The 12,238-nt window shown below is 64.1% G+C and carries 8 protein-coding genes, 1 tRNA gene and 1 pseudogene; 3 read left to right on the top strand and 7 right to left on the bottom strand.

Annotated features, from left to right (window positions below):
• Window positions 1–2 precede the first annotated feature (2 nt).
• Both IAQ70_RS16960 and IAQ70_RS16955 read right to left on the bottom strand, forming a co-directional pair.
• Complete coding sequence (locus IAQ70_RS16960) at window positions 3–485, bottom strand: FHA domain-containing protein FhaB/FipA (RefSeq protein WP_190990499.1); 483 nt, start codon at window positions 483–485, stop codon at window positions 3–5.
• A 5-nt stretch (window positions 486–490) separates the two neighbouring features.
• Complete coding sequence (locus IAQ70_RS16955) at window positions 491–1,234, bottom strand: FhaA domain-containing protein (protein WP_190990498.1); 744 nt, start codon at window positions 1,232–1,234, stop codon at window positions 491–493.
• A 331-nt stretch (window positions 1,235–1,565) separates the two neighbouring features.
• Here IAQ70_RS16955 and IAQ70_RS16950 point away from each other — a divergent pair.
• Window positions 1,566–1,648 (top strand) — tRNA-Leu (locus IAQ70_RS16950).
• A gap of 60 nt (window positions 1,649–1,708) precedes the next feature.
• Here the strand turns inward: IAQ70_RS16950 and IAQ70_RS16945 are convergent.
• Window positions 1,709–2,446 carry a TetR/AcrR family transcriptional regulator gene (locus IAQ70_RS16945; RefSeq protein WP_190990497.1) on the bottom strand — a complete coding sequence of 246 codons (738 nt, stop codon included), beginning with the start codon at window positions 2,444–2,446 and terminating at the stop codon, window positions 1,709–1,711.
• A gap of 108 nt (window positions 2,447–2,554) precedes the next feature.
• Here IAQ70_RS16945 and IAQ70_RS16940 point away from each other — a divergent pair, with 108 nt between their 5' ends.
• Complete coding sequence (locus IAQ70_RS16940; RefSeq protein ID WP_190990496.1) at window positions 2,555–3,964, top strand: FAD-dependent oxidoreductase; 1,410 nt, start codon at window positions 2,555–2,557, stop codon at window positions 3,962–3,964.
• Window positions 3,965–4,016: 52 nt separating this feature from the next.
• A pseudogene (locus IAQ70_RS16935) lies at window positions 4,017–5,554 on the top strand (APC family permease).
• Between the two features lie 144 nt (window positions 5,555–5,698).
• Here IAQ70_RS16935 and IAQ70_RS16930 read toward each other — a convergent pair.
• The 4 genes from IAQ70_RS16930 to IAQ70_RS16915 all read right to left on the bottom strand — a co-directional run bounded on the left by IAQ70_RS16930 (window position 5,699) and on the right by IAQ70_RS16915 (window position 12,198).
• On the bottom strand, window positions 5,699–7,072 hold the full coding sequence (locus tag IAQ70_RS16930; protein ID WP_190990495.1) for an MFS transporter: 1,374 nt from the start codon (window positions 7,070–7,072) through the stop codon (window positions 5,699–5,701).
• Between the two features lie 173 nt (window positions 7,073–7,245).
• The gene (locus IAQ70_RS16925; protein WP_190990494.1) at window positions 7,246–7,950 is read right to left on the bottom strand and encodes a FadR/GntR family transcriptional regulator; all 705 of its coding nucleotides are present in this window, start codon (window positions 7,948–7,950) and stop codon (window positions 7,246–7,248) included.
• A 10-nt stretch (window positions 7,951–7,960) separates the two neighbouring features.
• Window positions 7,961–9,088 (bottom strand): L-talarate/galactarate dehydratase, encoded by a 1,128-nt coding sequence (locus IAQ70_RS16920; protein ID WP_190990493.1) that lies wholly within the window; start codon window positions 9,086–9,088, stop codon window positions 7,961–7,963.
• A 491-nt stretch (window positions 9,089–9,579) separates the two neighbouring features.
• A complete protein-coding gene (locus tag IAQ70_RS16915; protein ID WP_190990492.1) occupies window positions 9,580–12,198 on the bottom strand; it encodes a GH32 C-terminal domain-containing protein in 2,619 nt (872 codons plus the stop codon).
• Window positions 12,199–12,238 lie beyond the last annotated feature (40 nt).

The following is a 12,238-nucleotide window of genomic DNA, read 5'->3' as shown; positions in this document are numbered from 1 at the left end:
TGCTACGGCCTCAATTCGATGACCGTCTTGCCGATTCTCACGGGTACGCCAAGCTCGACGGGCAGGGCCCGGGTCAGTTGCTGGTCGGCCAGATAGGTGCCGTTGGTGGAGCCAAGGTCCTCGATGAACCAGCGGCTGCCCTGCGGAAATAACCGCGCGTGGCGGCCCGACGCATAGTCGTCCTCCAGCACGAGCGTGGCTTCCTGCGCGCGGCCCAGCAGGATGGGGCTGGCGGCCAGGGGGAGGGTGGTGCCTTTGAGTGGTCCCTCGGTGACAACAAGCTGGTGGGCCTGCTGTTTGACCGGCTGCGGCGGAGCTTCGGCCAGCTCGGGATTTTTGCGGACCTGCCGCGCCGTGGGTGTGCCCGCGGCGGCCTTCCGGCCCACCATGAGGTCGCGGCGCATGGCGGAGACGATGCTGAAGATGAGAACCCAGAGCAGGATCAGGAATCCAAACCGCAGGGCGGTAATGGTCAGTTCGCTCATGTCACTCACCGGCGGCCACCAGGGCCGGCGGGGAGCAGGCGGAAGATGATCTTTGTCCGTCCCATCGTGATCGTGGAGCCGTCTGTCAGTTCGGTGCTGCCCGCCACTTTGTGGCCGTTGACGTAGCTGCCGTTCGTGGAGCCGAGATCCACGGCGCTGGTCACCCCGCTGGCGGTGCGGATCTCCAGGTGGCGCCGTGAAACGCCGGTGTCGTCAACCAGGATGTCGGCCTCTGAGGAGCGTCCCAGGACGATGGAGGGGGCGTTCAGGGAATAACGCTGGCCGTCGATGTCCAGCACGGGTTGGAGCCGGACCGGCTCGCGGGTGGGGGCGGCCGGGAGGTTGGGCCTGGGCGCCGGTGTACCGGGGGAGCCGGCGGACTTCTCGGTGGATGAGGCGATTTCGAAGTCGCCGGCGCGCATTTCCTCCGCGCGGCGGAACGAGATCCGGACCGGCCCCTGCAGTGTGTACCCCTGGCTGCGGACGTGGTTGATGACCACATCGCACAGTTCTTCAGCGAGCGGCGTCCCCCATTCCTGGGCCCTGGTGAAGTCGTTTTCACTGAGTTGGACGTCAAACACGTTCGGGGCAAGCGTGCGGCCGGCCGAAACGGTGAGCGACTTGTGGTCCAGTTCGCGGCGGAGGCGGCTGGCGATTTCAACGGGTTCCACCTGGGCCCGCGAGCCGGTGGAGAAGACACCGCGGACGGCCTTTTCGATGCCGCGCTCGACCTTGTCCAGCAATCCCATGGTCCTTCTCCTTTCCCCCCGGCTGCGGGGCAGTATTCGTTCCGGAACTCAACCAGCAGCGCAGGTAAGTACGCGGTGCTCCGCCGTGCAGCGGCAGGCACTACTACATCAGATACTACTGGGCAGGCCTGCGAATGACCTTAATCCCCAACGGCCGGGCCGCCGGAAAAGTTCAGTTTCCGGCGTCAGCGGGTGTGGTGGCGCGGCGGGCTTTGGAGGCTTCCGGACGTCAATTAGTGTTTTACCGCTGATGTCCGTTATGCTTGATCTCGCTGCTTTTACAAGGTTGCGGATCGGGGAAACCCGCCGTGATTCGAGGAAAAGAAGTTGCGCGCGAGTGGCGGAACGGCAGACGCGCTGGCTTCAGGTGCCAGTGTCCGAAAGGGCGTGGGGGTTCAAATCCCCCCTCGCGCACGCATCAAAGGAACCCCGGTCTTCGGACCGGGGTTCCTTTGCTTAACCGCAGGGGCGGCGCTACTCCCGTAACGCGCCGAAGCCCCCAATAAGCGCCTCAAGGCCCAGGCTGAACGCCACGTCCGCAGGTTTCCCGTGTCCCTGTGCGGCCAGGCTTCGGACTGCCCCCGTGAAGCTCGGCGTCGATTCCGCCATGCTGCCGGAATCGAAGATGTCGGCCGGGGCAGTCACATCGTAGGCGGAACCAAAGATGAAGGACTCCAGGGCCACGATGGCGGATACGATCCGCTCCTCCGGGAAGCCGGCTGCCCGGAATCCGGCGCTGACCGTCTCATACATGGCGAGGGTCCGGGGCGCGTCAGTCACGGGAAGTACGGCGATGACTGGGATCAGCGGCGTGTGCTCCGCGAAGACGTCCCGGTAGCTCCAGGCCCACTTCCGCACCGCGGACTCCCAGGGTTCTGCCGCGAATGCGGTCACATCGACCAACGCAGTCAGGTGGTCTTCCACGAGCAGGAGCACATCCCGCTTGGATTCCACATGGTTGTAGAGGGCCGACGGCGCGACGTGCAGTGAGCGGGCGAGTGCGGCCATGGTGAGTCCGTCGTAGCCGTTCTCGCTGATGAGGCGCAGGGCCGCTGCCGTGATTCCCGCCAGGTCGAGAACGGCTGCAGCGGGCCGCCCGGCGCGACGCCGCTCCGCGCCGTTTTTCGGCGCGGTTTCGCGCTCCCTGATGCCGGGTGAATTGGCTGGCGGTGCCGGCATTGCTGGCCTTTCTGCGGGCAGTATCCACAGCATTATTCCACCCACCTCTTCCTCGCCGGCCCCACAGCAGCTATAGTTCTCGTAAATGAACGGCATTCATTTAGTGGTTTGCATCACGCGAATTGCCCGAGAAAGGACATCATGCTGAATCTTGACCGCGACGTCGTCATCGTTGGCGCTGGCCCGTCCGGGCTGACCGCCGCCCGCGAGCTGAAGAAGGCCGGCCTCACCGTGGCAGTACTGGAAGCACGGGACCGCGTGGGCGGCCGAACCTGGACCGACACCGTCGACGGGGCCGTGCTGGAAATCGGTGGCCAGTGGGTCTCACCGGACCAGACTGCGCTGCTGGAGCTCCTGGATGAGCTCGGCCTGAAGACCTACTCCCGCTACCGTTCGGGCGAATCCGTCTATATCGGCGCCGACGGTGGGAAGACCCGTTACACCGGCGATTCCTTCCCGGTGAGTGAAGCCACCGGGGAGGAAATGGACAAGCTCATCGGCATCCTGGACAGCCTTGCCGCAGAAATCGGCGCCACCGAACCGTGGGCGCACCCCAAAGCCCGTGAACTGGACACCATCTCCTTCCACCACTGGCTGCGCAAAAACTCCGGCGACGAGGAGGCCTGCAACAACATTGGCCTGTTCATCGCCGGGGGCATGCTCACCAAGCCCGCACACGCATTTTCGGCACTGCAGGCAGTCCTGATGGCAGCCTCCGCCGGGTCCTTCAGCCACCTCACGGACGAGGACTTCATCCTGGACAAGCGGGTTATCGGCGGGATGCAGCAGGTCTCCCTGCTGCAGGCACAGGAGCTGGGTGCCGACGTCGTACTTAACAGTCCGGTGCGCACCGTCACCTGGGAGACGGAAACGGAAGCAGATCACCGCGTCACCGTGGTCGCAGAGCGCGCCACTGTGAACGCCCGGTTTGTGATCATGGCTGTGCCGCCGAACCTCTACTCGAGGGTCTCTTTTGACCCTCCGCTGCCGCGGCGCCAGCACCAGATGCACCAGCACCAGTCGCTGGGCCTGGTGATCAAGGTCCACGCCGTCTACAGCACGCCGTTCTGGCGTGAGGACGGACTTTCGGGAACAGGTTTCGGTGCCGGTTCGCTGGTCCAGGAGGTCTACGACAACACCAACCACGGTGATTCACGTGGAACGCTGGTGGGCTTCGTTTCGGATGAAAAGGCCGACGCCGTCTTCGAGCTGAGTGCCGGGGACCGCCGCCGCGTCATCCTGGAATCGATCGCCGGGTTCCTGGGGGATAAGGCCCTGGAGCCCGAGGTCTACTACGAATCCGACTGGGGCTCGGAGGAGTGGACCCGGGGCGCCTACGCGGCGAGCTACGACCTGGGCGGCCTGCACCGTTACGGCAAGGACCAGCACACCCCCGTCGGCCCTATCTACTGGTGCTCGTCAGACATCGCGGCCGAGGGCTACCAGCACGTTGACGGAGCCATCCGCATGGGCCAGCGCACTGCGGCGGCCATTATTGCTGCGGCGGGCGTTTCCGGTGCGGCGAACAGGGCCGCGGCCGCCGTCGGCTGAGCGCACCAGCCCAAACCATTCAGCGTCGAATGACCATACGAGAGGCAATGCCATGAGTCCCAAAGAAGTGACCGCACAGCCGCCCAGCACCACGGACCCAGGCCGGGCTGACAAAGGCCTGAGCGGGAAGGGCCTGAAGGCCGGAGCGGTGGGGCTGGTGGGCGCCGTCGTGATCGGCGTTTCCTGCATCGCGCCCGCGTACACGCTGACCGCGGCGCTGGGGCCAACGGTATCGGAAGTGGGGGTTCAGCTGCCGGCGGTGTTCCTGGTGGGCTTTATCCCCATGATCCTGGTGGCGTTCGGCTACCGCGAACTGAACAATGCCATGCCCGACGCCGGCACCTCGTTCACGTGGGCATCGCGCGCCTTTGGCCCGTGGATCGGCTGGATGGGTGGCTGGGGGCTGATTGCGGCCACCATCATTGTGCTGTCCAACCTGGCGGCTGTCGCCGTCGACTTCTTCTACCTCATGCTGGCCCAGCTGTTCGGGAACCCGGAACTGGGCGAACTGAGCAAGAACCTGCCGCTGAACATCGCCACCACCCTGGTGTTCATCGCCCTGGCCTGCTGGATTTCCTACCGTGGCATGGAAACCACCAAGGGCGTGCAGTATGTATTGGTGGCGTTCCAGTTGCTGGTTTTGGGCTGGTTTGCCGTTGCTGCCTTCAGTCACGTTGCCGGCGGCACGGCGTTTGATGCGACTGCCATTTCACCGGACTGGTTCAACCCCTTCGCGGTTGGATCCTTCTCAGCCTTTGCTGCCGGGGTTTCCCTCTCCATCTTCATTACTGGGGCTGGGACGTCACCCTGACCATGAATGAGGAAACCAAAAATCCGGAGAAGACCCCTGGGCGGGCGGCCACCGTCACCGTCGTGGTCATTGTGGCGATCTACATGACCGTTGCGTTGGCCACCCTTTCCTTTGCCGGCGTGAGCGACACCGGCCTGGGCGCGGGGAATCCGGAGAACCAGTCGAGTATCTTTGCTGTCCTCGCCGGGCCGGTCATGGGACCATTCGCCATTCTGATGTCCCTCGCCATCCTGAGCAGTTCTGCCGCATCGCTGCAGTCCACGTTTGTCTCGCCGGCGCGGACCATGCTGGCGATGGGCCACTACCAGGCACTCCCGGCCAGCTTCGGCAAAGTCAGCCCGCGTTTCAAGTCCCCGAACTACGCCACGATCGCCGCCGGCGTTGCCGCCGCAGCGTTCTACGTCATCACCCGGACCACCTCTGAGAACGCGCTGTGGGACACCATCACAGCGCTGGGCATGATGATCTGCTTCTACTACGGCCTTACGGCCCTGGCTTGTGTCTGGTTCTTCCGGGCAGAGGCGTTCAGCAATGGCCGCGCCTTCTTCTTCAAGTTCCTGGCGCCGTTGCTGGGTGGCGTCATCCTGCTGGTGATGTTCCTCAAGACAGCCTCCGATTCCATGGACCCCGAGTACGGCTCCGGATCATCGGTGGGCGGCGTGGGGATGGTGTTCATCCTGGGCATGGGCGTGATCCTTCTGGGCGTGGTGATCATGCTGGTGATGTCCCGGCTGCGGCCCGAATTCTTCAAGGGGCAGGTGCTGGCCCGCGGGAACTGAGCTTCCCCGCGACGGCCTGCCGGGCCGCGGCTTTTCCGCCTCCGACAGCTTTTCCCCGCCCGACGGTCCAATCCCCCGGTAACGCGGCGGGGAATGGACCACCAGGCGGGGAATGCCGAGCCGGGCTGGTGTGGTGCGTGGCTCCTAGCGGGCGGCGGCCGGCTCCAGTTTCTCCGACGCGGCGCCTGCTGGCTCCTGCTCGGGGGCTGTCTCCCCACCAGGCGTGGAGGTGTGGCGGCGCTCTTTCAGGAAGTAGACCAGCCCGGCGGCGACAGTGGATGCCGCGGCCAAGGCAAACAGGCCGGGCACAACGCTGCCGGTGCCCTCCTTGATGAGGCCGAAGCCGAACGGTGCCACGAAGCCGCCGAGGTTGCCCAGGGAGTTGATGATGGCGATGGCCGGGGCCAGGACCATCGGGTGCAGGCCTGACTGCGGAATGGTCCAGAACAGCGGCGAGGCGCTCTTGAAGCCCATGGCCGCGATAGCCAGGAAGACGAGTGCCAAGACCGGCGTGGCGACGGCAGCGGCAAGCGTGCCGACTGCGGCGACCAGGAGCGCCACCACCAGCAGGGGCCGCTTGGACGTCGCCTTGTCCTGCATCTTGGCGGCAAAATACATCGCGACGACGGCGCACACCCACGGGATGGCGGACAGGAAGCCGACGCTCAGGTCCGTGGTGCCGGGAATCTGCTTCACGATGCTGGGAAGCCAGAACGTGTTGGCGTAAATGGAAAGCTGGATGGAGAAGTAGATGCCGCACAGCAGCAGGATCTGCGGGTTGAGCAGCATCTTCCAGCGGTTGACCGTCGCGCCGAGCTCGGTGGTGTGCCGGGCGTCCTCCGCCGCGATGGCGCCCACAAGGGCAGTCTTCTCACCGGCCGAGAGCCACTTGGCATCCTGGATCTTGGCATCCAACAGGAAGAACACCACGATGCCCACCACCACCGAGAGCACGCCTTCGAAGCCGAACAGCCACTGCCAGCCACGGATCCCCAAGAGGTCGTCCAGGCTCAGGAGCATGCCGGCGATGGGCCCGGACAGAGCCGCCGCAATGGATGAGCCGGCGATGAAGATGGCGGTCGCCTTGCCGCGCTGGCCCGCCGGGACCCAGCGGGCAAAGTAGAAGATGACGGCCGGGAAGAATCCCGCTTCGGCGGCGCCCAGCAGGAAGCGGAGCACGTAGAACATCATTTCATTCTGGACGAAGGCCATGAGGAACGAGACGATGCCCCAGCTGACCATGATGCGGGCCAGCCACACCTTCGCGCCAAACTTCTCCATCATGACGTTGCTGGGAAGCTCGAAGATGGCATAGGCGATGAAGAACAGCCCCGCTCCGAAGCCGTAGGCGGCCGCCCCGATGCCAACATCGGCCTGGAGATGCTCCTGGGCGTAACCGATGTTGGAGCGGTTGAGCTGGTTGCACACCAGCATGACCAGCATGATGGGCAGCACCCGCTTGAAAAACTTCTTCGTGGCGAGTGCCACATCCGTGACAGCGGTGTCTACAGACTGCATGAGGGGAATCCTTCGAATTTTGTGCGCTGAAGTTGGTTGACCATTGACAGCGCTGTGGTGCGCACCACAGCAAGTGGGGTCCACTTTATTCGGGGATTTTGATGCGCGTCCAACACGTAGTTTGCATGCTTTGATGCCCTCGGAGCATCACGGGAGGTCGTTGCCCGAAAGCCCTACGGTGCCGGGCGAACGGAAGCCTTGAACCGGCGTCGGGAATTCGCCAGGTGACTTCGCATCGCAGCGGCTGCCGCGCCTTCGTCGCCGTCAGCAATGGCGGCGGCGATGGACCGGTGCTCATGGATCACCTGGTCGAAGTGGTCCCGCGCGTAATGCTCGACGCCGGTCATTAGCCGGGTGCGCGGCATCGCGATCATCGTCTGGCCCAGGGCAGCCAGGCAGTCGGAGTAGAAGGGGTTGCCGGAAGCGGCTGCGATGGCGCGGTGGAAATCGAAGTCGGCCTTCATGGCGTGGCCGGGGTGGTCCGCGCTGGAGGTGAATTGTTCCAGGGCGGCGTTGACCGCCCTGAGCTGGCGGTCGGAGTGGTTGCGGGCGGCCAGCGCCGCTGCCTCGGCCTCCACCCCCATCCGGAATTCGAGCAGGTGGAGGCGGTCCTCGACGCTGGCCACGGGCCGGCTGCCGGGAACCGGCTGGTGGCCGTCGTCGGGCGGGGTCAGCGCGAAGCTGCCCCGCCCGCGTTCAGTTTCCACGAGCCCCTCGGCCTGGAGCCGCGTCAGCGCCGAGCGCACCACCGTGCGGCTGACATTGAAATCGCCCATCAGCGTGTTTTCGCTCGGAAGTTTGTCTCCCGGCTGGATGGCGCCGTCCACGATGCGCATGCGAAGCTCTGCGGTGAGGTCCGCGGTCAGGTTCCGGGTCATGCGTTCAAGGTTACGCGCCGAACTCCACGGTCTCGGTGGTCCAGGCGCGTGCCTGGTCACTGAGGGTCACGCCGAGGCCCGGGCGGTCCGGCACGATCATCCGGCCGTTCTTGGTTTCCAGGCGTTCGTTGAAGAGCGGGTCCAGCCAGTCGAAGTGCTCCACCCACGGTTCGCGCGGGTAGGCCGCGGCGAGGTGCAGGTGGATTTCCATGGCGAAGTGCGGTGCCAGGCCCAGGCCGCGTTCGTCCGCGAGGGCGGCGAGGCGCAGGAACTGGGTGATGCCGCCGACGCGCGGCGCGTCCGGCTGGATGATGTCGCAGCCGTTGGCGTTGATGAGGCCCTTGTGCTCGGCCACCGAGGCCAGCATCTCGCCGGTGGCGATAGGGGTGTCCAGGACGTTGGCGAGGTGGGCATGGCCCTCGAAGTCGTAGGCGTCCAGCGGCTCTTCGATCCAGATCAGGTTGAACTGCTCCAGCTGGCGTCCCATGCGCAGGGCGGTGGCCCGGTCCCACTGCTGGTTGGCATCCACCATCAGGGGAACATCCCAGCCGATGTGTTCGCGGATGCCGGCCACGCGGCGAAGATCCTCGGCCGTGTCCGGCAGGCCAACCTTGATCTTGATGCCGCCGATGCCCTCCTCCAGGAGGACGGTGGCCCGGGCCTTGACCTCCTCGAGAGAAGCGTTAAGGAAGCCGCCGGACGTGTTGTAGGTCTGGACGGAGTCGCGGTAGGCGCCGAGGAACTTGGCCAGTGACAGGCCGGCCCGCTTGGCCTTGAGGTCGTACAGGGCAATATCAATGGCGGCGAGGGCCTGGGTGGCGACGCCCGAACGGCCAACGGAGGCGCCGGCCCACAGCAGTTTGGTATAGATCTTGCCGATGTCGTTGGGGTCCTCGCCGATGAGTCCCTCGGCCACTTCCTTGGCGTGGGCATACTGGGCGGGGCCGCCGGCGCGCTTGGAGTAGCTGAAGCCGATGCCGCTGTGCCCGAGTTCGGTGGTGATTTCGGCGAACAGGAACACCACTTCGGTCATGGGCTTCTGCCGGCCGGTGAAAACCTTGGCATCGCTGATGGGGACGGCCAGCGGCAGCCGGGCGGTGGAAAGCTTGACGTGCCGGATGAAGTCGACGGTACTCATTGATGCTCCTCGAAAGCAGGCTGTCCGGGCTGCATTGCCCTCACACATAGGATACAAGTCTGAAGCTTGTAATACAAGCATCGCTTGTGGTGCCGCTGTCTCCCGCCGGTGTCCCGTAAGCCTGGTCCGTTCCTTGACGACGGTCCGTTCGAATTCGGCGAAGCGCCCCTCACCGACAGCACGAGGTTTGCCATAGGTGGGTTCTCGTCCGTGATGCCAGGTGAGCCTTGCGAACTCCACGCGCACACCCTTGTCGGTCGGCGTCTGGACGAGTGAGCGCAGGCGGTCCGGTTTCAGGCGTGTGCCTGACGTCAGGTTTGGGTGTGCTTCAGCCTGACAACAGGGGGCGAGAAGTCCGTCCAAATTCTTTCTGTTTCTGTTGAGACTTGGCAACGCGGCGCAAGGAAAGCTGAAGGGGCTGAGCTCGGTGGATACCGAATTCAGCCCCTTCAGCTCCTACGCTCACGTGATCTGGTTACCTCGCGGGTGAGTTATTTCTTTTCGGGGAGGAACATTGCCTTTTCCAGCGGTGTCACGGTGAGTGATTTGAGCTGGGCGCTCCCGCCTTCGGCGAAGAGGGCCATCTTGTCGGCTCCTGGGTTGGGGAACACCTGGTCGGTGATGGTTTTTAGGCCGTCCTGGGCGAACACCTCCACGGAGGAACGGTCGAGGTAGATCCGCAGGGTGACGTTGCCGTTCTTGTCCAGGGTGACGGGGGCGTCCTCGATGGAGGCGAAGGCAGGGTGGAAGGTTGTGTTGCCGGATTTTGTGCGGTCAACGAACATCTTCCCGGTCGTGGCATCGTAGCCGATGACGGTGGCTGAGTTTCCGTCGCCCAGGACGGTGATGCCGGATTTTGTTGCGGTACCGGGGGCGAAGGTGATGTCCACCTGCTGCACCTGGCCTGCCGACTGTGCGGGCAGCGGGTGCGTCCCTGCGGAAATCGGGCCGCCCTTCCTGTCGTTATAGGTGACCTTCCCTCCCAGTTTTTCCACCTGCTTTACGGCACTTTGGGCGAGGCGGGGGCCGTCAGGGGTTTGCGTGAGTTTCACTTCGCGGGGCAGGGCCATGGCGCTGCGCCAGGGGCTGGTTGGGATGTTGTTGGCGTAGTCCCAGTTGTTCATCCAGCCCAGCATGACCCGCTTGTCGTCGGGCATATTGGCGAAGGATACGGTGGCGTAGTAGTCCCGTCCGTAATCCAGCCAGTCATAGGACTCCAGCCGGGACGTCGCTGCTGTGGAGCTTGCTGTGAATTCGTCGGCGAGTATATGCCCCCAGCCGAACCTGTTGTTATCGACAACCTTGATTTGTGCCTGCTGGCCAACAAATTCCTTGACATTCCATGATGCCCAGTCCAAGGTCTCGCTGTCGTTGCCGGTGGCCGTACGGACCACCTGCCCGTTGACTACCAAGTTCACTGTTTCTTCATCGGACCTGGGAACAGCGGCAGTGTCAGTGAGCATGACGTGGTCAAGGGTCACGTGCCCCCACCCCCCGGTAGCTTGGTCAACGATCCTCAACTGTGCATTCTGGCCCGCGAATTCCGAAACGTCCCAGCCTTTCCAGTTCAGCACCCCGGCGTTGTCGCCGGCCAGGGAGCGGACCACACTGCCATTGATGAGCAGCTCGACGGCCAAGGTCTGTCCGGAGTCGGCCGGGCGGTTGCCGCCGCCGACCAGCATGCTCATGAAATTCTTCGTGATGGGGAAATCGGGTGATGTCAGGGTACCCTGCCGGTCATCACCGGGTACGGTGCCGGCTTCGAACGTATTGATCCGTTTGGCGCCAAGGTAAAAGTCCCCACCGCTGGTGGCTGGCTGGAAATTGGGGGTCAGGTCTCCTGTGCCGGTCCAGCCGGCATCGGCCAGCGTCGTCCCCTCGGGAACCTCGAAGCCCCCAAACTTGAGCTCCCCCTCGGGCGGGTTATTGTCCAGCTTGTCGGAGACGCGGGGGTGCTTGCCCCCGCCAACGAGGAAATTCAGGTAGTCATCGGTCACCGTGAAGGTTGGTGACTGCATGGAACCGAGGGGCCAGTCGCCGTCGTTGAAGGAGTTGCTCAGTCCGCTGCCGCCGAATCCGGTCACCAGGTTCTGACCGGGCAGGGAACCGGTCGCCGGGGCGTCACCGAAGGGGCCGTTCTTCCAGTTGCCCGGTTCGTTGTTCACGGTCCAGCCGTTGTAGGTTCCGTCGTTGAATCCGGCGAGGACTGTGCCGGCCGGTGCCACAGTGGCGGGTTCGGTGGTTTCGGAGGTGAAGGTGGTGCCGTCGAAGTCGCCCACGAAGTACTGGCCGGCGGAGCCGCCAGCCACGCCGCCGGGATTGATGTTGACCACCATGACCCATTTGATGTTTTTCTTGTCGCCATCTACGGCCAGGGGGAACAGGTCGGGGCATTCCCACTGTCCGCCGGTGGCGTTGGCTGGCCCGAACTCGCTCAAAGCGGTCCAGTCCTTGAGGTTGTCGGACTTGTACAGGACGACCTTGTGCTCCTGCGCCTCCACCGCGGTCATGACCCAGTAGCCGCCGCCGGGTTTGCCATACCAGAACACCTTGGGATCCCGAAAGTTGGCCGAATTCCGGTTCAGCACGGGATTGCCTGAGTATTTCGTCCAGGTCTGGCCGTCGTCCAGGCTGTAGGCCAGGGACTGCGCCTGCAGGCCGCGGTGTGGAGAAGCATCCTTGTAGGCGCTGGTGTAGATCGCAATCATCGGGGGATTCTTTTTGGTTCCCAAACCGGAGGTATTGTCCTTGTCCACGACGATGCTGCCGGAGAAAACATCCTCTTCCGCATCAGTGGAGATAGCCAGCGGCTGTTCTTCCCAGTGGACGAGGTCCTTGGACGTGGCATGGCCCCAGGACATGTTCCCCCACGTGTTCCCGGAGGGGTTGTGCTGGTAGTACATGTGATAGACGCCCTTGTGGAAGACGAGCCCGTTGGGGTCGTTCATCCAGTTCTTTTCCGGCGTGTAATGGATGGCCGGTCGGTGCTGCTCATCCCCGAGTTCGGCCGCGGAGGCCGGTAAAGAACCCGCCAGTGCGGCGGCCAGCGTCAGTCCCGCCAGCGTCAGTGCAGAAACGCCATGCGTCCTGCGGGTAGTCGTATTTTTCATATGCCTGATTCGCCCTTCATCGCGCGTCGCCGTTAGACAA

It is taken from the genome of Pseudarthrobacter sulfonivorans (assembly GCF_014712225.1).
GTDB classification, from domain to species: domain Bacteria; phylum Actinomycetota; class Actinomycetes; order Actinomycetales; family Micrococcaceae; genus Arthrobacter; species Arthrobacter sulfonivorans.
Note: the sequence above shows the minus strand (reverse complement) of the source record. Positions and strands in the feature narration are given on the sequence as shown.